The following is a 23,146-nucleotide window of genomic DNA, read 5'->3' as shown; positions in this document are numbered from 1 at the left end:
CGGCAACGGTCTCCGGTGCGGTACAGCCGATCTCCGGCCACGAACGGGCTGGCGAGGAAGCGTTCTTCGGTCAGGTCCGGGCGTTTCAGATAGCCACGGGCCACACCGATGCCTCCGATGTACAGCTCGCCGATGCTGCCAATCGGCAACGGTTGCAGGGCTTCGTCGAGGATGTACAGGCGCAGGTTGGCGATGGGCTTGCCGATCGGCACGATCATGTCGTTGGCCGAGCAGCGCCAGACCGAGACGTCGATGGCCGCTTCGGTCGGGCCGTACAGGTTGACCAGCGCCGCCGGGTGTTGACCCATGAAGCGCCGCACCAGGTCCACCGGCAAGGCTTCGCCACTGGCGAAGACCTGGCGCAGGCTGTGGCAGTCAGCCAGGCTCGGCTCCTCGACAAAGGCACGGAGCATGGAAGGGACGAAGTGCAGCGTCGTGACCCGTTCCTGTTGGATCAACTGGCTGAGGTAGGCCGGGTCGCGATGACCGTCCGGACGCGCAACCACCAGGGTCGCGCCGGTGATCAAGGGCCAGAAGAACTCCCACACCGATACGTCGAAGCTGTACGGGGTCTTTTGCAGCACGCGGTCGTTCGGGCCAATCGGGAAGGCGTCCTGCATCCAGTGCAGGCGGTTCATCAAGGCGCCGTGTTCGTTCATCACGCCTTTGGGTTGGCCGGTGGAACCGGAGGTGTAGCGCACGTAGGCCAGGTCGTTGGCTTCGACGCTGATCGGTTCGAAGGCTTCAGCGTTTGGCAACGCATCCAGCGTCCAGGCCTGATGCCCAACGGGCAAGCGCGACAGCCATTGGCCTTGGGTCAAGGTGACCTTGGCGTCGGCGTCTTCGATCAGGAAGGCCAGGCGCGTGGCCCGCAACTCCGGATCAATCGGCAGGCACGCGGCGCCCGCTTTGACGATGCCCAGCAAGGCCACGACCATTTCCACCGAGCGCTCCATGCACACTGGCACGATGCTGTCGGTGCCCACGCCAGCGGCGCGCAGGGCGCGGGCGACGGTGTGCGCCCGTTGGTCGAGTTCGGCATACGTCAGGCGCTGGCCTTCGAACACCAATGCCGGGGCGTTGGGGCTCAGGGCTGCTTGCTGGCTCAGGGCGGTGTGCAGGTTGCTTGGGCCGCTGTAGTGACGTTCGGTGGCGTTCCAGCGATCGAGTTGCTGCTGGTCCTGCTGTTGCGGGAACAGCTCGACCAGGGTGCGCCCAGGGGCGGCCACCAAGGCGTCGAGCAGCGCGCACCATTGCGCGCTCCAGCGTTGCATCGTCGCTTCGTCGTACAAGGCCGATTGATATTCCAGCGCCAGCGTCAGGTCGCTGCCGTCGTCCTGGACTTCCCAGCTCTGTTCGAATTTGGCGTCGATCACCGGCAGCATCTGCTCTTCGACGTTCAGCCCCGGCCACTGGTTGCTGTCGACTCGGCCATAGTTGAGGGAGAACAGCACTTGGAACAGCGGCGTACGGTTCAAGTCGCGATTCTGCGCAATGGCGCCGACCAGGGTGGCAAACGGCAGGTCGGCGTGGGCCTGGGCGGCGCGCAGGTCGGCCTCGAGGCTGGCGAGCAGTTGCTCGGCCGGGGCCCGTTGGTCGACGTCGCTGCGGATCACCAGGGTGTTGACCAGGCACGCCAGCAAGGTCTGGGTCTGGGCGTGGTCACGTTGGTCCGCCGGGGTGCCGAGGCGAATCTCCCGCTGGCCGCTGTAGCGGGCCAGCAATGCGCTCAGGGCCGTGGCCAAGACCACGTAGGTGGTGGTGCCGCGCTGACGGGCGAACTGCCGGATGGCTTCGGCGCGCTGGCTGCCGAGGCGGACAGTCAGTTGCCGGGCGCGACGATCGGCTTCGGCGCCACGTGGATGGTCGATGGGCAGGTCGAGCTGATAGTCGTCCTGGCCCAGGTGGTTTTTCCAATAGTCCAGGCTGGCACTGCGCCGGGCCTGGGTGTCCGGGTGCTGTTGCCACAGGGCGAAATCGACATAGTCGATCTCCAGCGGGGTCCAGGTGGGCGAGTGCCCGTCCAGGCCGGCGGCGTAGGCCTGGGTCAGCTCGTCGATGAGCAACTGCATGGCCCAACCGTCGGTGGCGCTGTGGTGCAGGCACACCAGCAACAGGTGTTCGTCGCTGCCCTGGCGTTGCAGCAGGTGCGCACGCCAAGGCGCGGCGGCGGCCAGGTCGAACGGTGTCATCAGTTCGTCTTGGGCGTTGGCGCAGGTCGCGGCCCAGTCCTGGCTTGCAACGCCAGTGACCGTAAGCGCCGGCCCGTGGTCGTCGATCAGCAATTGCGGCTCGCCGTCGACGTCGACAATCCGGCTGCGCAGCACCAGGTGGCGCTGGCTGACCTGCTCGACAGCTTCACGCATGACCTGGACCTGCAGCTCGCCGCGCAAGGTCAGGGCGAATGGCATGTGGTACTCGCGGGACTCCGGCACCAGGCGGCTGAGCATCCAGAAGCGGCGCTGGGCCAGGCCCAGGGGCAGTTGCGCCGGGCGCGGTTGTACGCTGATCGACTCACCGGGCATGGCCGCGCGCAGGTGCTCGGCCAGGGCCGCGACCGTCGGTTGGGCGAACACCAGCGGCAAGGGCAGGGAGGCCCCCAGGCGCTCACGGACCCGGCTGACCAGGCGGGTGGCCAGCAAGGAGTGGCCGCCGAGTTGGAAAAAGTTGTCCTCGATGCCGACTTCCGAACCACCCAGCACTTCGCTGAACAGTTCGCAAAGCACGGTTTCAGTCCCGTCCCGTGGCGCGGTGCGTGGCTGGTCGCTTTGGCTGTGTGGCAGCGGCGTGGCAACCAACGCCTTGCGGTCGAGCTTGCCGTTGCTGTTGAGTGGCAGGCAGTCGAGCTGCACGAACAGGCTGGGTTGCATGTGCACGGGCAGGCTGTCGCTCAAGTCGGCACGCAGGGTCGCCTCATCGGCGTCACCGCACCAGAAACTCACCAGGCGCTGGTCGAGCAACAAGGTGGCGGCGTCGCGAACACCGGCCTGGGCCAGCAGCGCCGCGTCGATTTCACCCAATTCGATGCGCTGGCCACGCAGCTTCACCTGATGGTCGAGACGCCCCAGGTACTCGATGTTGCCATCGGCCAGGAAGCGGCAACGGTCGCCGGTGCGATACAGCCGATCTCCGGCCACGAACGGGCTGGCGAGGAAGCGTTCTTCGGTCAGGTCCGGGCGTTTCAGATAACCACGGGCCACGCCGACGCCGCCGATGTACAGCTCGCCGATGCTGCCAATCGGCAACGGTTGCAGGGCTTCGTCGAGGATGTACAGGCGCAGGTTGGCGATGGGCTTGCCGATCGGCACGATCGTATCGTCCGCCGAGCAGCGCCAGACCGAGACGTCGATGGCCGCTTCGGTCGGGCCGTACAGGTTGACCAGCGCCGCCGGGTGTTGGCCCATGAAGCGCCGCACCAGGTCCACTGGCAAGGCTTCGCCACTGGCGAAGACCTGGCGCAGGCTGTGGCAGTCAGCCAGGCTCGGCTCCTCGACAAAGGCACGGAGCATGGAAGGGACGAAGTGCAGCGTCGTGACCCGTTCCTGTTGGATCAACTGGCTGAGGTAGGCCGGGTCGCGATGACCGTCCGGACGCGCAACCACCAGGGTCGCGCCGGTGATCAAGGGCCAGAAGAACTCCCACACCGATACGTCGAAGCTGTACGGGGTCTTTTGCAGCACGCGGTCGTTCGGGCCAATCGGGAAGGCGTCCTGCATCCAGTGCAGGCGGTTCATCAAGGCGCCGTGTTCGTTCATCACGCCTTTGGGTTGGCCGGTGGAACCGGAGGTGTAGAGCACGTAGGCCAGGTCGTTGGCTTCGACGCTGATCGGTTCGAAGGCTTCAGCGTTTGGCAACGCATCCAGCGTCCAGGCCTGATGCCCAACGGGCAAGCGCGACAGCCATTGGACTTGGGTCAAGGTGACCTTGGCGTCGGCGTCTTCGATCAGGAAGGCCAGGCGCGTGGCCGGCAACTCCGGATCCAGCGGCAGCCACGCGGCGCCGGCATGGACGATGCCCAGCAAGGCCACGACCATTTCCACCGAGCGCTCCATGCACACCGGCACGATGCTGTCGGTGCCCACGCCAGCGGCGCGCAGGGCCCGGGCGACGGTGTGCGCCCGTTGGTCGAGTTCGGCATACGTCAGGCGCTGGCCTTCGAACACCAATGCCGGGGCGTTGGGGCTCAGGGCCGCTTGCTGGCTCAGGGCGGTGTGCAGGTTGGTCGGGCCGCTGTAGTGACGTTCGGTGGCGTTCCACTCGGTCATCTGGCGCTGGCGCTCGGCCGCTGGTAACGGCGTCCAATCACCGAGGCGGGTGTGTGGCGCGTCGAGCATGGTTTCCAGCAGTTGTTGCCACTGTTCCAGCCAACGCCGGGCCGTGGTGTCGCTGAACAGCGCGGCGCGGTATTCCAGCAACACCGACAGCACCTCGCCGTCGTGCACTTCCCAGTTCAGGTCGTACTTGGTGGCCTGGGCGGTCACCGCGCGTTCGCTGACTTGCAACCGGGGCCATGGTTGGCTCGACGCGTCGGCGTTCTGCATGGCGAACAGCACTTGGAACAGCGGTGTCTGGCCGAGGCTGCGCGACGGTTTCAAATGCTCGACGACCTGGTCGAACGGCACGTCCTGATGCTGTTGGGCATCCAGCACACGGTTGCGCACCTGGTCGAGCAAGCCTGCGAAGTCCAGCGCCGGATCCAGGTCGGCACGCATGACCACGGTGTTGACGAAGCAGCCGATCAGCGGCTGCAGCTCGGCGAATGGACGCTGGGCCACCGGGCTGCCAACCCGCACGTCGCGTTGGTTGGCGTAGCGCCCCAGGAGCAACTGCGCCGCACCGAGCATGAGCATGTACAGCGTGGCGCCGCGTTGCTGGGCGAACTGCCGCAGGCGTTCCACCAGGGCGGGCGGCAATTGCAATTGCACCGCGCCGGCCGTCGGGTCGAGCTGGTTTGGACGGCCCTGTGCGGTCGGCAGGTCCAGCAGGTAGTCGCCGTCCTCCAGTTGGTTGCGCCAGTAGTCCAGTTGACTGCTGAACGCGGTCTGTTGACCGGGTTCGCGCTGCCAGAGGGCGTAATCGGGGTATTGCAACGCCAGCGCCGGCAGTGTCGCCAGGGAGCCTTGGCACTGGGCGGTATAGAACTGACGCAGTTCCTCCAGCAGGTTCTGGCTGGAGGCGTCATCGGTGGCGCAGTGGTGCACGCTGAGCAACAGCAACGACTGGGCGCCGCCGCTGCGTTGCAGCAACGTGGCCCGGATCGGTACTTCGACGGCGAGGTCGAAACGGCGACCGGTTTCCGCGTGAATCGCCGCGTCGGTCAGTGCCTGCCATTGCTCGTCACTGGCGGCCTGCAGGGTTTTCACCTGCACGGTGATGTCGACCTGCGCGTCGATCGCCAACTGCAATTCGCCGTCGCTATCGCGCACGATGCGACTGCGCAGGATCTCGTGGCGTTGGGCCACGCTGTTCAAGGCCGTTTGCAGGGCCTGGGCATTGAGTTCGCCGTCCAGTTGCACGGCGCTGACCACGTTGTACTCGCCACCGCCGGCGCTCAGTTGTTCCAGGAACCACAAGCGTTGCTGTTCGAACGACAGCGGCAGGCGCGCCGGACGAACCGCCGGGACGAAGGTCGCCGCCGGGGCGGGCCGGGGCTCGCCCAGCAGCGCGGCCAAGGCCTCGAGGGGCGGGTGCTCGAACACCGCCCGCAACGGCGGCACGCTGGCGAAGCGTTGGCGCAGGCGGGCGAACAGCGCCGCCGCCAGCAGCGAGTGGCCACCGAGGTAGAAGAAGTGGCTGTCACGGCCGATCTGCGTCGTCGGCACGTTCAGCAACTCGGCCCACAGGGCCGCCAGTTGTTGTTCGGCGGCGCTGCGCGGCGGGTCCAGGGCGTCTGGCGCGGCTTGGATATCCGGGGCCGGCAAGGCCTTGCGGTTGAGTTTGCCGTTGTCCGTCAGCGGCAGCTCATCGAGCACCACGAACGCCGAGGGCACCATGTAGTCGGGCAGGGCGGCGCCAATGGTTTTGCGCCAGGCGGGGATGTCGGCCTGCTGGTCGCACGTCACGTAGGCCACCAGGCGCTTGTCGCCAGGCACGTCTTCACGGGCCAGCACCACGGCCTGGCGCACGCCCGGTTGGGCGCCGATCAGGGTTTCGATTTCCCCCAGTTCGTCGCGGAAGCCACGGATCTTCACTTGATGATCCATGCGTCCCAGGTATTCGAGCTGGCCGTCGGGCAACCAGCGCACCAGGTCGCCGGACTTGTACATGCGCGCGCCGGGCTGCGACGCGAACGGGTCTTCGATGAACACCTTCGCCGTCTGCTCGGCGCGGTTGAGGTAGCCCAGGGTGACGCCGGCACCGCCGATGTGCAGTTCCCCCGGGACGCCCACGGGCATCGGGTTGAGGAAGGCATCGAGCACATAGGTGCGCACGTTGGCAATGGGCCGGCCGATGATCGGCCGCTGCGGGAAGTCATCCACCGCGCAGCCGGTGGCATCCACGGTGCATTCGGTCGGGCCATAGGTGTTGAAGAAGCGGCTGCCGGCAATCGACGGCAGGCGTTGCCACAGCTGCGCGTCCACCGCGTCGCCACCGAACAGCACGAAGCGCGGCAGGTACACCTCGCCCCGGCGAACGCCGTCGCTCTCCAACAGCGCCTTGAGCTGTGCCGGGGTGCACTCGAAGGCCTCCAGGCGGGTGTCGCGGAAGAAACCGGCCAGGGCCTCGGGGTCGTAGCGCACGTCTTCCGGGGTCAGGTACAGGCTGTGGCCGTCGAGCAACAGGATCAGTTCGGCCACCGAGCTGTCGAAGGCGAACGAGTAGTTGAAGCTGGTGCGCATCGGCTGGTCGGTGTAGCGGCGATACAAACCATGGATACGCGCCCAGGCCAGGTTGACCACCGAGCCGTTGGTCACCAGGGTGCCCTTGGGCTTACCGGTCGAACCGGAGGTGTACATGATGTAGGCCAGGTCTTGCGGGCCGGCGAGCGGGGTGGGGTTGTTGTCCGGCTGGTCGGCGAACGACGCCGCGTCGCTGTCCAGGCGCAAGCGTGGCAGTTCGGCGCCCAGCTGTTCCAGCAGGCCCTGCTGGCCGAGGAACAGCGCCGGTCGGGCGTCTTCGATCATGTATGCCAGGCGATCCGCTGGGTAGGTCGGGTCCAGCGGCACATAGGCGCCACCGGACTTGAGGATGCCCAGCAGGCCGACCAGCAGCTCCAGCGAACGCTCGACACACAGCGCCACCGGGCTGTTCGCGCCCACGCCGCGGCTGCGCAGGTAATGGGCCACTTGGTTGGCCCTACGGTTCAATTCGCCGTAGCTCAGGCTGCGGCCTTCGAAACACAGCGCGTCACGCTCCGGGGTGCGCTCGGCCTGTTGTTCGAACAACTGGGCGAAGGTCAGGTGCGTCGGTACCGCCATTTCGGTACGGTTCCACTCGACCACGGTGCGTTGCCATTCGGCGTCCATCAGCAGCGGCAAGGCGGCGACCGGACGCTGGGGTTCGGCGAGCATGTGTTCGAGCAGGTGTTCCAGGCGGGCGAGGGTCTGGCGGGCGCTGTCGGCGATGAACAGGTCGAGGGCGAACATCAGCTCCAGTTGGATCGGCGCATTGGCCGGGCACAGCACGTGCAGGTCCAAGTCGCATTCAGAGTGTCGCAGCGGTGTGTCCAGCGCTTCGAATTCCAGGCCGGGGAAGCGCAACCGCGACTCCATGGCCAGTTGCTGGGCGACCATTACTTGGTACAGCGGCGCATGGCTGAGGCTGCGTGGCAATTGCAGGCTGTCCACCAATTGCTCGAACGGCAGGTCCTGATGTTGCAGGCCACTGCGCAGGCGTTCGGCGACTTGTTTGACCAGGACAGTGAAGTCCGCTTGCGGCTCGAAGTCGGCGCGGATCGCCAGGTTGTTCAACAGGATGCCCAGCAGGCCTTCGGTGCCCGGCTGTTCACGGTGGGTGACCGGGGTGCCGACCAGCACCGTGGCGTCGCCGCTCAAGCGGTGCATCAACACGGCGAAACCGGCGAAGAGGACGGTGAACGGCGTGGTGCCGAGGCGACTGGCGAAAGCTTGCACCCGGCCACTGAGGTCGGCGCTGAGTTCACGCTGGACAATCCCGGCGCGATAGCTTTGTACCGACGGCCGTGGATGATCGGTGGGCAAGGCCAGCAGTGGACTGGCATCGCTGTCGCGGCGGTCGAGGGCGGTGGTCCAGTAATCGAGCTGGCGCTTGAGTTCGGCGCCTTGCAGGTGCTCGCGCTGCCAGAGGGCGAAGTCGGCGTATTGCAGCGGCAGGGCCGGCAGTTCGGCGGGGGCGCCGTTGCAACGGGCTTCATAACCCAAGGCCAGTTCGCGCAGGGCGATGGTGGCCGACCACGCGTCCGAGACCAGGTGATGCAGGGCGATGCCGAGTACGTGCTCGCCCGGCGCCAGGCGCAGCAAGCGTGCCCGTAGCAGCGGAGGGCAGGTCAGGTCGAACGGTTGTTCGAAGGTGTCTTGCAGGGCATTGAACTGCGCGCCTTCGCGCGCGGTGGCGGTCAGGCCCGACAAGTCTTCGAAGGGCAGCGCGATGTCCAGTGCCGGGCTGATGCGTTGGCACGGTACGCCGTCGGTGCTGTGGATGCCGGTGCGCAGGATTTCGTGGCGCACCAGCAGGTCGTTGAGGCTGGCGTGCAGCGCCTCGACATTGAGTTCACCCTTGAGGTGCAGGGCGAACGGGATGTTGAACAGGGTGGTGCCGGGTGTCAGTTGTTCGATAAACCACAGGCGCTGTTGCGAGAACGACAGCGGCAGCAACGGCGGGCGTGGCTGGGCCTTGGGTACGCTGGGTGAGTTGGCGTGCGGTGCGGCGGCCTCGGCCTGGCGGGCGCCGATGGCCTCGGCCAGCAAGGCCACGGTCGGCTGTTCGAACAACACCCGCAACGGCAGGTCGAGCTTGAACTGGGTGCGCAGGCGGGCCACGATCTGGGTCGCCAGCAGCGAGTGGCCGCCGAGGGTGAAGAAGTTATCTTCCACGCCCACCGTGTCACGCCCCAGGCCCGCGGCCCTGACGGATGCCACGGCGGTTTCCAGTGCAGTGCGCGGGGCGATGCTTTCCTGGGTGTCGGCCTGCCAGTCCAGCTCGCGGGCAGCGAGGGCCTTGCGATCGACCTTGCCGTTATTGTTCAGGGGCAGTTTGTCCAGGCAGACGAAGGCCGCCGGCACCATGTACGGCGGCAATTGCGTGCGCAGGTGTTCGCTCAGGCCCTCACTGCCCACGTTCTGGTCATGGGCCGACCAGTACGCCACCAGCCAGGCTTCGCCGACGGTGTTTTCCCGCAGCAGGACGGCGGCTTCGCGCACGTTCGGATGCTGGGCGAGACGGTGTTCGATTTCCGTCAGCTCGATCCGGTGCCCACGCAGTTTCACCTGTTGGTCACGGCGGCCGAGGTACTCGATCACGCCGTCTGCTCGCCAGCGTCCCAGGTCGCCGGTGCGGTACAGAAGACCTTCGAGTCGAGGATGGTTGATGAAGGCCTCAGCGGTGCGCTGCGGGTCGTGCAGGTAGCCACGGCCGACGCCGACGCCACCGACACAGATTTCCCCGGCCACGCCCACCGGCACCGGGCGCAGGGCTTCGTCCAGCACATACAGGCGGTTGTTGGCGGTCGGTTGGCCGATGGGCATGTGGCTGACCTCGGCCCCCGGTGCTGCGAAGATCGGCTGGAAGGCCACGTCGTCGGCGCATTCGGCCGGCCCGTAGGCGTTCATCAAGGCGATGTCGGGGAAGCGCGCGAACCAGTCCCGGGCCACGGTTGGCGGCAGCGCTTCACCGGTGGGCAGGACCCAGCGCAGGTCCGGCAGTTGCAAGTCGCACGGGCACAGCGCGAGCAGGGTGCGCATCAGGCTCGGGACGATTTCCAGCACGTTCAAGCGCTCGCTGGCGAGCACTTGCAACAGGCGTTGCGGGTCGTGGGCGACTTCATCCGGAAGAATGTGCACGGTGGCACCGAGCACCGGCGCGGCGAGGAACTGCCACACCGAAATGTCGACCGCCACCGACGCGGTCTGGGGAATCCGGTCGGCGGCGCTGAGCCCCAGGGCCGGTACTTTGCCAAAGATGTTGTTGAGCATGCCGCGCTGTTCGATCATCACGCCCTTCGGTGTGCCGGTCGAACCCGAGGTGAACAGCACGTAGGCCAAGCTGTCGGGGCGGGCGAGCGCCGGCAATGGCGCGTCGTTGCCGCCGGTCCAGCAGGCCTCGGCGAACAGTGCCTTGGGCGCCGGGTCGAGGCCGCTGAGCAGTTGATCGAGCAGGCCGCTGCACCCTTCGCTGGCAACCAGCAACGGTGCGCGGGACAGCCCGAGGATTTCCCGCAGGCGCTCGGGCGGGTGATTGACCTCCAGGGGCAGCATCGCCGCGCCGGCCTTGAACACCGCCAGCATCATGGTCAACAGCGCCAAGCCACGGGGGGCGACCAGTGCGACCAGTTGGTCTTCACCGGCGCCGGCCTCGCGCAGGGCATGGGCCAGGCGCGTGGAGCGCAGGTCCAGCTCGGCATAGGTCAGCGACTCGCCGGCACAGATCGCGGCGACCTGATCACCGCGCTGGGCGACCTGGGCGGCAAACAGCTCGGCGTAGCTTTGATCCAGCGGAAAATCGTGAGGGTTGAGCGCCCATTCGCCCAGCAACTGTTGACGCTCGTCGGCGGCCAGCAGTTCGAAGCTGGCCAACGGCGCGTCGGGGGCGGCGAGCATGCTGCGCACGAGGCTGGCGATGTGGCCCAGCAGGCGCTGCACGGTGGCGGCGTCGAAACGTTCGCGGTCATAGGACACGCGGATGCCCAGTTGTTCGCCCGGCAGGATCACCACGGTCAAGCCGTAGTGGGTGTGCTCGCTGTGGTCCATGCCTTCGAGGCTGAACTGGAAGCCGCCTTCGAGGATCTGTTCGTCGATGGGCGCGTTTTCGAACACCAGGATGCTGTCGAACAGGGTCTCACCCCGGGGAATATCGCTCCAACCCTGGATGTCGGTCAACGGCGTGTGTTCGAAGTCGCGCATGTCGACGTTGAGCTTTTGCAGGTCGCCCAGCCAGTTGCCGAGCGCGGCGTTCGGGTCCACCGAAACCCGCAGCGGCAAGGTGTGGATGAACAGGCCGATCATTTCCGCGACGCCAGTCAGGTCGGCCGGACGCCCGGCCACGGTGACGCCGAAGACCACGTCCTGTTGCCCGCTGTAGCGCGACAGCAGCAACGACCACACACCCTGGAAAAACGTGTTCGGGGTGATCCGGCGACTGCGGCAGAACGCTGCCAGCGCCTGGGGTTCCTGTTCGTCGAGGTGAATCAGTTGGTCGTCCACCAGCACCGCATCGGTGTAGCGGTCGCGGGTCACGCCGTTGTCCACGGTCAGTGGCGTGGGCGCGTTGAGGCCTTGCAACTGGCCGCGCCAGAATTGCTCGGCCTTGCCCGCGTCCTGGCGCTGCAGCCATTGGATGTAGTCGCGAAATGGCCGAGGGCTCTTCAGCTCGGGCGTGCGGTCGTTGCACAGCGCTTCGTAGACTTTGAGGAAGTCCACGGTCACCAGGGAAATGCACCAGGCGTCCATCAGGATGTGGTGGAAGCTGCGAATGAATTCGTAGGACTCGTCGGCCAGGCGCACCAGCCGGAAGCGAATCAGCGGTGGCTTGGACAGGTTGAAGCCGACTTTCTGCTCGTCTTCCAGCAGCGTGCGGATCCGCGCTTCCTGTTCATGGGGGGCGAGCCCGCGCAGGTCGAGGGTGTCCAGCGGCACCTTGACCTGGCGATGGATGACCTGCACCGGTTGCTTCTGGCTTTTCCACTGGAAACTGGCGCGCAGGGAAGGGTGCAGCGCCACCACCTGGCGCCACGATTCGAGGAACGCCCCTTCATCGATGGCCCCGCCGATGCGGTAGCGATCCTGCATCAGGTACACCCCGGAGTCTTCGTGCAGCAGGGAGTGGAACAGCATCCCTTGTTGCAGCGGCGACAGCGGGTAAATGTCTTCGATCGGGTTGCCGGTGGTTTTTTCGGTGGTCATTGAAAGCGTCCTGCGTAAAAAGGGGCAACGGTGATGGCGTGGCGAGGTGAAAAACCGTTCACAGGTCGGCCTCGTCCAGTTCGGCCATCAACGCTTGCATTTCGTCATCGGACAGGCCCGAGGCGCTGAATTCGGTGCTGTCGGCGTCCGGCTCGGCGGCGCTCGGGTCCAGCGCTTGCGCGACTTCGGCCATGGCGGCGATGGTCTGGCGTTCGAAAACTTGCTTGGCCGACAGCGCGATGCCTTGCTCGTGGGCCTGGGCCACCACTTGCAGGCTCAGGATCGAGTCGCCGCCGATGGCGAAGAAGTTGTCGGTGACGCTCACCGTCGAGAGCTTCAAGACCTTGGCGACGATGGCTTGCAAAGTGGTTTCCATGGCGTTGCGCGGCGCCACGTGGGCGCTTTCGTCGAACTGGTCCGGGTCGGGCAACTGACGTGTGTCGAGCTTGCCGTTGGGCGTGCGCGGAAAGCTCGGCAGGGTCAGTACCAGGGCCGGCACCATGTACGACGGCAGGCGTTCGCCGAGGAAGCGCTTGATCGCCTCCGAGTCCGGTGCGTAGCCGTGGGCGGCGAGGATGTAGGCGAGCAGGCGCTTGCCGGCGGGCTGTTCCTGGACGATCACCGCGGCTTCGCGCACGTCGCTGTGGCTGCACAACTGGCGTTCGATTTCCCCCAGCTCGATGCGGTAGCCGCGCACCTTGACCTGATGGTCCTTGCGCCCGAGGAAGGCCAGGCGCCCGTCGGCCAACCAGCACGCCAAGTCACCGGTGCGATAGGCTCGGGTGCCGTCGGCCAGGGTGACGAAGGCCTTGGCGGTTTCTTCGGGCTTGTTGCGATAGCCGCAGGCCAGGGTTGGGCCGGCGAGGACGATTTCTCCCGGCTCGCCGATGCCGCAGGCACTGTCGAATTCGTTCAGCAGGCGCAGGTCCATGCCGGCGATGGGGCGGCCGATGCTGACGTTCCGGCCTGGCTCCAACACCTCATAGGTGGCCCAGACGGTGGCTTCGGAGGGGCCGTATTCGTTCACCAGCCGTGCATGGGGCAGGGTCTTGCTGTGTTGCGCGATCAGCGACGGCGGGCAGGCCTCACCGGCGACGATCCAGCAGGCGAGGCTGTCGGTTGCGCCGCTGCGCTGCAATTGATCGAGCAGGGCCTGGTACAGCGATGGCAATGACAGGCCGTGGCTGACCTGATGCTGGGCAATCAATTGCGCCAGGCGGGCCATTTCCAGCTCTTCACCCGGGGCGGGCAATACCAGGCGTCCGCCTTGGGCCAAGGTCCAGAAAATCCCGGCGACCGAACTGTCGAAGGCAAACGACGACAGCAGCAGGTAGGCACGTACCGGCGTCTCATAGGCCGCCATGCGCACCTGGGTCGAGAAGCTCAGTGCGCCGTGACTGATCTCCACGGCTTTCGGCGCACCGGTGGAGCCAGAGGTGTAGATCAAGTAGGCGAGGTCGTTCGCGTCCGGCAACGGCAGCGCCGGCAAATCGCCGAGGTCGGGTGTTGCCAGGTCATCCAGCACGAAGCGTTGCAGGTCGGTCGGCACGCTGTCGGCCAGTTCGGCGCTGACCACGATGTGGGCGATGGCGCTGTCGGCGAGCATGTAGGCGCGGCGCTCGGCCGGGTAGGTCGGGTCGACGGGGACGTAGGCGCCACCGGCTTTCAGGACGGCGAGCATGGCGACAATGGCGGCGTTGCCGCGGGCGATCAGGATGCCGACCGGCACCCCAGGGCCGATGCCGGCGGCGACCAGGCGATGGGCCAATTGCGTGGCGCAGGCGTCGAGGCGGCTGTAGCTGAGGTCGCCGTGCTGGTCGCTCAGGGCGATGGCGTTCGGTTGCTGGCGAACCTGGCGGGCAATCAATTCCACCAGTGTCACCGGTTCGATGGACGGCACGTCCGCGCCGGTGCCGATCAACCGCGATTGCAGCGCACCACCGAGGGGCAACTGCGCCCAGGCCCGTTGCGGTTCGGCCAGTGCGCCTTGCAACAGTTGCAGCCATTGCTCGGCGAGGCAGCCGGCGGCTTCGGCGCTGAGGGCATGGCGGTCGTAGACCAGCTGCGCGTGCAGGCTATCGGGCAACTGGCGCACGTTCAGGCACGCTTTCAGCGGGTTCATTACCGCGCTGGCATGACGCTCCTGGGCATCGCCCGAGCGCCAGGCAAAGGCGTATCCGCCGTTGAGGGTGCCGGTGTAGTAGTCCTGCCAGCCAACCGCCCGTTCCAGGGTGACAGCCACTTGCGTGCCTTGCTCCAGTAAGGTCGCCTGGGCGTTCAGTTCGATGCTCATGGGCAGGCACTGCTCGAACAGGCCCAGGGTGTTTTCCAGTTCCGCACCGCGACTTTCGTGGATCAGGGTGAGCGGCACCTGTTGCTGGCCGGCCAATCGTCCCAGTACCGCGGCCCATGCCGCCAGCAGTAAGTCCGGGATCAGGGCTGGGTGGCGGGCGAGGTCGCTCGGTAGGGTAAGGTCCAGGCGGGTCGGCGCGCACCCGCCTTCGAGCGTCGTTTCGAGGGGCAGTTGCAAGGCGGCCTGCTCGGGTTCGCCCAAGGGTTTCCAGAAGCTCACGCCCGGATGGTCCGGCGCGTCTTCAACCAGGCTCCAGCGCCATTCGGCGTAGTCGGCGTACTGCAAGGTCTCGGACAGGTCGGTGGCGGTGTCTTGCAGCAATGCGGCGGCCAGCCATTTCAGGCTGGCGAGGTCGAAATGGCTGCTGGCCGCGGCCAGGTCCAGGACCGTTTGTTCATCGTCCAGGCGCACCAGGGTGACGCACAACGGGGTTGTCCAGTCGCGAGGCTGGCTGGCGAATTGGGCCAGGGCGGCGTCCTGGTCGGCGCGGCTGTGTTGACGCAGGTCCTGGAGGCTCACCGCCAGCGCAGCGGTTTCGTCGATCACTTGCACCGGATGGCGCAGGCCAGGCACGGGCATCAGGCGCGTGCGCAGGATTTCACTGCCGGCCACCAGCGCCTGCAGGCGGTTGTCCAGCGTATCGATGTCCAGCGGTTGCGACAGCGACCATTGCAAATGGCAACTGAACGGGTGCTGCGTCGCGCCGTTGATGTGGGGATAGACCGATGCCTGTTGCGGGGAAATACGAAAACCTTGAAGTCCGCTCATGTTCATCTCGACTGGAAAAGGGCTTGAGCCTGGATCACCCCTCAAACGCCGGGGCTTGCTGGACATAGGTCGGGCAAGCCTCCTGCGAACGGTAGGTGGACCCGTTGAATGTCAGACGGCAACGTCGCTCGACAGCAGGGCTTCAGCCATGCCGGTCATGATGGCGCGCTTGCCAGTGAAGGGTTCGCGACCGTGCACGGCGAGCATGTTGTCGATGAACAACACGTCCCCCTGTTGCCAACTGAACCGCACCAGTGAGTCGAGGTAGGCCGCACGCAGCGACTCCAGGACCTCTGGCTCGATCGGTTCACCATCGCCATAAAAGGTGTTGGTGGGCAGGTCGAGGTCGTTGAAGTTGCTTTGCAGCGAATCGCGGATTCGCCCGGGCAAGGTGCTGATGTGGAAGAACGTGGCGTGGTTGAACCAGACTTCTTCGCCGGTGCGCGGGTGGCGCACCACGGCGGGTCCGCGTTGGCGGGTGCGCAGGCGATTGTTGTCTTTCCATTCCACGTCGATGCCGACGCTGGCGCAGTAGGCTTCCACTTCGCCGCGGTCTTCGGACTGGAACACGGTCTGCCATGGCAGGCCGAAACCGTCGCCGTAGTTGCGCACGTACAGCACGCCTTTTTCCCGGAACCGCGCTGCGATCTGCGGGCTGATCCTGGCCTTCACGGCACGGGTCGAACCAATGGGTGTTTCGCCACCGGTCTCGGACGGCACTTGGCAGTAGAAGAACAGCCGCAACGGGAAGCGTGGCGAGTAGGAGTGCTCGTTGTGGGGGAAAATCATCTGGTCGGGCGGGTAGTCGGTCGAGGTGTAGATGTTGCCGCCGTCCCGTGTCCGGGGCGAGGCGCGGAACATGTATTCCAGCGCGCCGGGGGAGAGCGCGGCGATCACCTGGTCGAACTGCTCGACGGACGCGACGTTGAAACCACGGAACAGCAGGGCGCCGTACTGCAGCAGCTTCTTTTCCAGCGACTCGCGTTCCCGGGCGGCCCAGGCCACCAGGTCGACGCCACTGACCGCGGGCTCGATCACCCGGGGCAGGGCATGATCCGGGCTGAGCAGGCGCTCGGTGACCATTTGTTGTTCCGAGACGTTCCTGGCTTTGCGACGCACGGCGCCAAGGGCGCGGGGCGATGGGGGCACGATAGACATAAAAGCATCCGACTCGGTTAAAGGGACAAGGAGCGACGTTTGGCTTGCATCATCTGGCTGCGACCGGCCAGCGCCTGGGACTGTTGCCGCTCACGGGCAAAGGCCTGGTCCCAGCTGTCGATGCGCTCGGCCAGCGCCGGCAACGGCTCGTCCAGCAGGCTGGGGAGTTGCTCCAGCAGGCACGTCCACAGGTGTTGCAGGCGCAGGGCTCGGCCTTGGTCGAAGTATTCGCCGCGATACTTGAGCGTCGCGGCGAGACCTTCGTTGCCGTGCACCAGGTCGAGCACCAGGTGGAAATCCCCCGGTGCCTGGGCCACGTCCAGCGCGGACAGCCGCGCGCCGGCGATGGCGGTCGGGGTCACCCGTGACGGTTGATAATTGAGCTTGACCTGGAACAGCGGCGAGTGACCGGGCCGGCGCTGCGGCGCGAGGGCCGAGACCACCAGGTCGAAAGGCAGGCCTTGATGGGCATAGGCCAGGCGCGCTTCGTCGCGAACCCGCCCGAGGAAACCGCCCAGGGTCGCTTCGCCACGCACGTCACAACGCAGGGTCAACTGGTTGACGAAGAAACCGATGACGTCGTTGTGCTCGGCCAGTGGCCGGCCGCTGACATCGGTGCCCAGCAAGAATTGCGCTTGGCCACCCAGTTGCTTGAGCACCAGTTGGTAACTGGCGAGCAGCAGCATGAACAAGGTCATGCCTTGTTCCCGGGCCAGCGTTGCCAAATGCTCGCAGCGGGCCTGGGGCACGTTGAAGTCCAGGCTGTGTTCGCCCGGGGCCTGGCCGTTGCCGCCCAGTTCCAAGGTCTGGGGCATGCCGGCCAGGTGTCCGCGCCAGAAGTCCTGCTCGTTGGCGATCCGCTGTTCGCTCCAGTGCCGGGCTTCCCACTGGGCGAAATCGAGGTATTGCCCCGGGAGCGCGGCGTCTGTCGAGCCTGCCAGTTCCGCCAGCAGCACTTGCGCCGAACGTCCGTCGAAGGCGATGTGGTGCAGGGTCAGCAGCAGGTCATGCTGTTGCTCATGTCGGCTGAGCAACTGTGCCCGCAGCAGCGGGCCGGCTTGCAGGTCGACAGGGGTGGCGTGTTCATGGGCCAGGCGCTCGCTCAGCATCTGTTGTTGCTGCGCTTCGCTCTGCTCACGCACATCATGATGGACCAGCGCGACCGCCGTGGCCGGCAACACCTGTTGTTGCGGGCCCTCGACACCGTCGCGGTACACCGTGCGCAACACGCCGTGCCGCGCCACCAGCGCGTTCAAGCGCAGGGCCAGCGCCTCGATGTCCAGTGGACCTTGCAGGCGCAGGTGCAGTACCAGGTTGTGGCGGGTGGCGTCCGGGTTCAGTTGGCGCAGGAACCACAGTCGGCGCTGGGCGAACGATTGATGCCCCTGGCTGAGGTTAGCCCGCGCGGTCGAAGCCTCGGCCGTCGGCGCCGGTTCATTCAGGAAGTCTTGCAGGGCCAGCGCCCATTGCTCCAGGGTGGTTTGCCCAAACAAGTCCTGGGTGTCGAGGTTCCAGCCCAGGTCCTTGTGCAGGCGCGCGGCGAAGTCGGCCACGCCGATGGAGTCCAGGCCTTGGCCGATCAGGCTGAGGTCGAAGTCGGCGGAAAAATACGGATTGACCGCGTGCAGCGTCTGTTCCAGCCATCGGCGGCAGGCGGCCTGGGCCTGTTGCGGCGTTTCGCTCGCCAGCTGCTTGAGCTGGGCAAGGTCCAGGACCTCGCCATTCGAAGCCAGCGTTGCACCGCTCTGGGCGATGATGCTCAACGTGCCCGCGGCCAGTTGCTTGCGCGCGCCTTGACGGGCGATCTTGCCGCTGGTGGTCATCGGGATGGTGCCGGCTTGCACCAGCACGATCTGGTCGATGCCGCAGTCGGCGGCTTCACGCACGGCGTTTTGCATCGACGCGAACAGCGCCGGGTGATGCGCCGGGTCGACGAACTTGCGTTGCGGCTCGGCGACGATCACCAACTTCTCGCGGCCCAATGCCGGGTCCATGTCCGAGAAGGCGGCGATGCGTCCGGTGCGGATGCCCGGCTCGGCATCGGTAATGGCGAATTCGATGTCGTGGGGGTAGAGGTTGCGCCCATTGAGGATCAGCAGGTCCTTGAGCCGTCCGCAGATCACGACCTGGCCTTCGTGCATGAAACCCAGGTCGCCGGAGCGCAGGTAATGTTCCGATGAGCCGACAATTTGGGCCTCAAAGGCTTCGCGCGTGGCCTCGGGATTCTTCCAGTAGGATTCGGCGTTGCTCGGCCCCTTGAGCCAGACTTCGCCGATGCGATCGGCGGCGCATTGCTCGAAGGTGTGCGGGTCGACGATGGCGATGCTGTGCAAGGCTTGCGGGTAACCGCAGGCGACGAATTCCACGGCGGCTGCATCGTCGGCCGCCAGTGCCGCGCGGCCGGGCTCCAGCACGGCTTTGTCCAGGCGCAGCACCACCGGCAGCGCGTCGGCCGGCGTGGCGCTGACGCACAGGGTGGCTTCGGCCTGGCCGTAACCGGGGCTGATGGCCAACGGGTTGAGGCCACAGGCGGCAAAACGCTGGCCGAACGCTTCGAGGGTGCCGGGGTGGATCGGTTCGGCGCCGTTGATGGCGTGCTTCCAGGCGCTCAGGTCGAGCTGCGCGATCAGGTTGTCGCTGACCACGCGGTTGCACAGGGCATAGGCGAAGTTGGGGGCGAAACTGGCGGTGGCGCGGTAGCGACTCAACGCCTGCAGCCAGGTCGACGGCGCATTGACGAAGGTCTGGGAGGCCATCAGGTAGCACGGCATGCCGCTGTAGAGCGGGGCCAGCATTCCGCCGATCAAGCCCATGTCGTGGTACAGCGGCAGCCAGTTGACCATGGCGCCGTGTTCGTCGAAATCGTAGGCCTGGCGCATCAGCTCGACGTTGGCGATCAGGTTGCGCTGACGCACCTCGACGCCTTTCGGCGAGCCGGTGGAACCCGAGGTGTATTGCAGGAAGGCCACGGTCGAACCGTCGATGGTCGGGCGTTGCCATTGGCTGGCCGGTGGTGTGCCCAGGTCCTGGACGGTCAGGACATCGACGCGGCCCTCCACCAGTTCCAGCAGGCCTTCGCAATAGTCCGCCGGGGCGAGAATCAGCGCCGGCTCGGCATCCACCACCACGTTGCGGACGCGGTCGAGGTGACGCGGTTTGCGCGACGGCGGTGGAAACAACGGCACGGCAATCAGCCCTGCATAGAGGCAGGCACAGAAGGCGCGGGCGTAGTCGAGGCTGCTGGGCAGCATCAACAGCACGCGGTCACCCGGGGCATAACGCGCTTGCAGCGCGGCCGCCAGGGAACGGGATTGTTCGTGCAGTTGGGCAAAGGTCAGGGTTTCGCCGATCTCTACGCCGTCCGGCAGAAAATGCAGGGCGGCACGCTGAGGGAAGTGCTGGGCGTTGGTTTCCAGCACGTCGATCCAGTGTTCGAAAGAAAACATGTGCAATTCACGCCATGGCCACGATGACTTTGCGGTCACCGGTGAAAGGATTGCGACCGTGTGCCACCAGTCGGTTGTCGAGCATCAGGATATCGCCGGGCTGCCAGGGAAAACTGACGGCAGTCTCGCGGTAGACCTCGCGCACGGTGTCGAGCAGGTCGTCGGCTATCGGCGAGCCGTCGCCGAAATAGACATGGCGCGGCAGGTTCTCTTCACCCACCGCCGCCAGCAGGCTGGCGCGTACGCTCGGTTCGATGGCCGAGACATGGAACAGGTGTGCCTGGTTGAACCAGACCCATTCGCCGGTCTCGGGATGCTGTTGCACGGCGGCGCAACGCTGGCGGGTGAGCAGGTCGCCATCGGCTTTCCATTCCCACTCGATGTCGTTGTCCTGGCAGTAGCGTTCGACCTGGGCACGGTCCTGGGTGTTGAAGACTTTTTCCCAAGGCAGGTCCAGGGCGCCGCTGTAGTTGCGTACATAAAGCAGCTCGCGGCTGGCGAACAGCTCGCGGATCTCGGCAGGCATGCGCTGGTAGATCAGGCGGCTGTCGGCGATCGGGGTCTCGCCGCCGGTTTCACTGGCCTTGATGCAGTGGAACCAGATGCGCGAAGGCCAGGGGCGGGTGTAGGCCTGCTCGTTGTGCAAGGGGATGAATTGATGGGCCGGGTATTCGGTGGAGCTATAGACCCCGGCGAAGACTTTGCTGCGCGGCGTGGAACCGAATTCATAACTGGCCAGCGGCGCGCCGAAGCTGGCGGCGAAGCGCTTGAAGTCGATGGGGGTGGCAACGGTGAAACCGCGAAACAACACGCCGCCAACGGTGGCCAGGACTTGGGCCACGCGGTCGCGAATCGAGGCGTCCAGGTCGTGGATCGACTGTCCCGGTACCCCTTGCACCAGCACGGGTAGCGATTGGGCGCTTGCATCCGTGGGCGCCATTGAAAAAAGCTCGGAACGCCCGTTCAGGTGTTCGATTGAGGTCATCCTTGTGCATCCTCTTATAGCGTCTTCGACCAGTCACAAGACCTTGAAAGCAGGGCAGCGGTCAGTGTTGTAGGACTCGTCTGTAATGTATGTAAGGCAATACAAGACGACATACTAGGTACAAATGAGAGGGATTATCAATACTATTTATTTAATTTTTTTTTTGGATTAGACTCCGCTCCGCTGGCGCCACACAGCATTCGGCCAGCTCAAAAAAACCAAAAATATCTGTCGCAGGGGAGTGGGGCGTGAATTTCAAAAAGAACACAATTGCGTTGGCTGTAGGGTCGGCCATTGGTCTGAGCAACGGCGCTTGGGCGGCGGAAGAAGCCGCCAAGATGGAGATCGCTCCCATCACCGTAACCGGTGAAAAGATCGACCGCAGCCTCGAAAAAACCCAGTCCAGCGTCGTGGTCGTCACCGACAAGAACCTGCGTGAGCACGGCGACAAGGACCTGGTGGATGTGTTTGCCCGTACGCCCGGCGTCTATAGCCAGGCCGGCAACGAGATCTGGGGTATCCGTGGCGTGCCGGTGTCCGGTTTCGACGACCAGGGTCCAGCAGCCCTCAACGGTGCGGTGTCGGTGTATGTCGACGGTGCCGTGCAGCCGAACCGCGCGCTGACCTTAAGTCCGGTCCCGCGCTGGGATGCCGAACAGGTCGAGGTTTTCCTAGGCCCGCAATCCACCACCCAAGGCCGTAACTCCCTGGCCGGCGCGGTGGTGCTCCGCACCAAGAACCCAACCTTCGAACCGAGCTTCTCGGCGCAGACCAGCATGGGCAACTACGGTGAGCACGGTGCGGCCGTGGCGGGCGGCGGGGCCATCGTGGATGACAAGATCGCCGGCCGTATCGCCGTGGATTATTCCGACGGGGACGGCTACATCCGCAACACCACGCTCGATAAAGACGCCAACCCGCATCGCACCAGCAACGTCCGCGGTAAGTTACTGATCCTGCCCAACGACGACACAGACGTCTTGCTGACTTATGCCCACAACGAACATCGCCAGGGTGATCGCTCGACGATGCGCGGCGCCGATGGCAAGCCGAGCTATTACGACATCGCGTCCAATACCGAGGCCTACGACAACCTCAAGCAGGACACGCTCAGCGCCAAGGTGGACTACCGGCTGAACGATGCCTGGTCGTTGACGAGCATGACCGCCAATACCAGTACCGACTACAGCAACCGTCTGGACTTTGACCAGAATTCGGTGGACAACGAGGTCGTGCTGCGTAAGCAGGACGGCAACCTGTTCAGTCAGGAGCTGCGTCTGAATTACGACTCGGACACGGTGAAGAGTTTTGTCGGTGCCTACTATGGCCACAACACCAACAACTTCCACGACCGGTTGTTGTTCGATAACGTGCTGGTTCGTACCGTCAAAGGTGATACCAAGATTGAAAACAAGGCAGTGTTCGGTGAAGTCAACTGGACGTTCGCCCCGCGCTGGACTTTGATCACCGGCCTGCGTTACGACCACGAGACGAACGATACCGATATTGAGGCAGATGGCCGCTTCGTTCCCGAGAAAATCAAGAAGTCGTTTGATGCGGTGCTGCCGAAACTCGGCATCGACTACGAATTGGCAACCGACCAGTACCTCGGTTTCATGGTGCAGAAAGGTTATCGCGGCGGCGGTGTCAACCTGCGCTCCGGTAGCGGTCACCAGGCCTACGACCCGGAATACACCACCAACTACGAGCTGTCCTATCGTGGTTCGTTCTTCGACAAGACCCTGCGTACCCGCGCCAACCTCTATTACACGGATTGGAAAGATCAGCAGGTCAGCGTGCGCCAAGCCGGTAGCAACGTCATTGATATCTACAACGCTGGTCGCAGTGATATCAAGGGCCTGGAAGTCTTCGTCGAAAAAGACATCACCGAACAGTTGACCCTGAATGTCGGTGGCGCCATTACCGATAGCAAATACAAGGATTTCGTTGCTGACAATGGTCAGGACAGGAGCGGCGAGGCGTTCCTCTACGCGCCTAAATACAAGGCCTCGGTGGGTGGTGTCTATCGCTTCGACGATCGCCTGATCTTCGGCACGGACATTGTCTATCAGAGCACCGCCCCTTCGGAGTACGAGTTCGACGCGAACGGCAAAGTGACGGGTGAGCGTAAGAGCGATGCCTATGTGCTGGTGAATTTCAACACCGAGTACAAAGTCACCAAGAACGTAGCGGTCTCCGCCTACGTGAAGAACGCCTTCGACAAGGAATACGTCACCAACAACCGCAATGACACCATCATCGACGTCGGCGCACCGCGCACGGTTGGGATGATCCTGCGCTACGACATGTAAACCCATGGGCGCGGGGAGGCAATCTCCCCGCGCCTGTCCTGCAACGTTCCGGATGTTTGTTTCCAGGCTGTTCGTTCCCTTCCAAACCC

At 65.1% G+C, this 23,146-nt stretch carries 6 protein-coding genes; 1 reads left to right on the top strand and 5 read right to left on the bottom strand.

Features of this window, described 5'->3' with window-relative positions; genetic code table 11:
• The 5 genes from HGO40_RS13330 to HGO40_RS13310 form a co-directional block, all read right to left on the bottom strand.
• Nucleotides 1–12,035: non-ribosomal peptide synthetase (locus tag HGO40_RS13330; RefSeq protein WP_250963376.1), on the bottom strand; the 12,035-nt coding region annotated here is incomplete at its 3' end.
• Nucleotides 12,036–12,093: 58 nt separating this feature from the next.
• On the bottom strand, nt 12,094–15,156 hold the full coding sequence (locus HGO40_RS13325) for a non-ribosomal peptide synthetase (RefSeq protein WP_250963375.1): 3,063 nt from the start codon (nt 15,154–15,156) through the stop codon (nt 12,094–12,096).
• Nucleotides 15,157–15,267: 111 nt separating this feature from the next.
• Nucleotides 15,268–16,314, bottom strand: a complete 1,047-nt coding sequence (locus HGO40_RS13320; RefSeq protein ID WP_250963374.1) for a TauD/TfdA family dioxygenase — start codon at nt 16,312–16,314, stop codon at nt 15,268–15,270.
• Between the two features lie 17 nt (nt 16,315–16,331).
• Nucleotides 16,332–19,760, bottom strand: coding sequence for a condensation domain-containing protein (locus tag HGO40_RS13315; RefSeq protein ID WP_250963373.1), 3,429 nt, complete (start codon nt 19,758–19,760; stop codon nt 16,332–16,334).
• A 7-nt stretch (nt 19,761–19,767) separates the two neighbouring features.
• Nucleotides 19,768–20,745 (bottom strand): TauD/TfdA family dioxygenase, encoded by a 978-nt coding sequence (locus tag HGO40_RS13310; protein ID WP_250963372.1) that lies wholly within the window; start codon nt 20,743–20,745, stop codon nt 19,768–19,770.
• Between the two features lie 248 nt (nt 20,746–20,993).
• Between HGO40_RS13310 and HGO40_RS13305 the strand changes: the two genes are divergently transcribed.
• Nucleotides 20,994–23,057: a TonB-dependent receptor gene (locus tag HGO40_RS13305; protein WP_250963371.1), complete on the top strand. Its 2,064-nt coding sequence runs from the start codon at nt 20,994–20,996 to the stop codon at nt 23,055–23,057.
• Nucleotides 23,058–23,146 lie beyond the last annotated feature (89 nt).

The sequence above is a fragment of the Pseudomonas sp. CG7 genome, assembly GCF_023701885.1.
Taxonomy (GTDB): domain Bacteria; phylum Pseudomonadota; class Gammaproteobacteria; order Pseudomonadales; family Pseudomonadaceae; genus Aquipseudomonas; species Aquipseudomonas zanjanensis.
This window is presented reverse-complemented; position numbering and strand designations above follow the sequence as displayed.

Coding starts and splice junctions, on each gene's coding strand:
- HGO40_RS13310 (WP_250963372.1), bottom strand. CDS start 20,745: ATGACCTCAATCGAACACCTGAACGGGCGTTCCGAGCTTTTTTCAATG.
- HGO40_RS13315 (WP_250963373.1), bottom strand. CDS start 19,760: ATGTTTTCTTTCGAACACTGGATCGACGTGCTGGAAACCAACGCCCAG.
- HGO40_RS13320 (WP_250963374.1), bottom strand. CDS start 16,314: ATGTCTATCGTGCCCCCATCGCCCCGCGCCCTTGGCGCCGTGCGTCGC.
- HGO40_RS13325 (WP_250963375.1), bottom strand. CDS start 15,156: ATGAGCGGACTTCAAGGTTTTCGTATTTCCCCGCAACAGGCATCGGTC.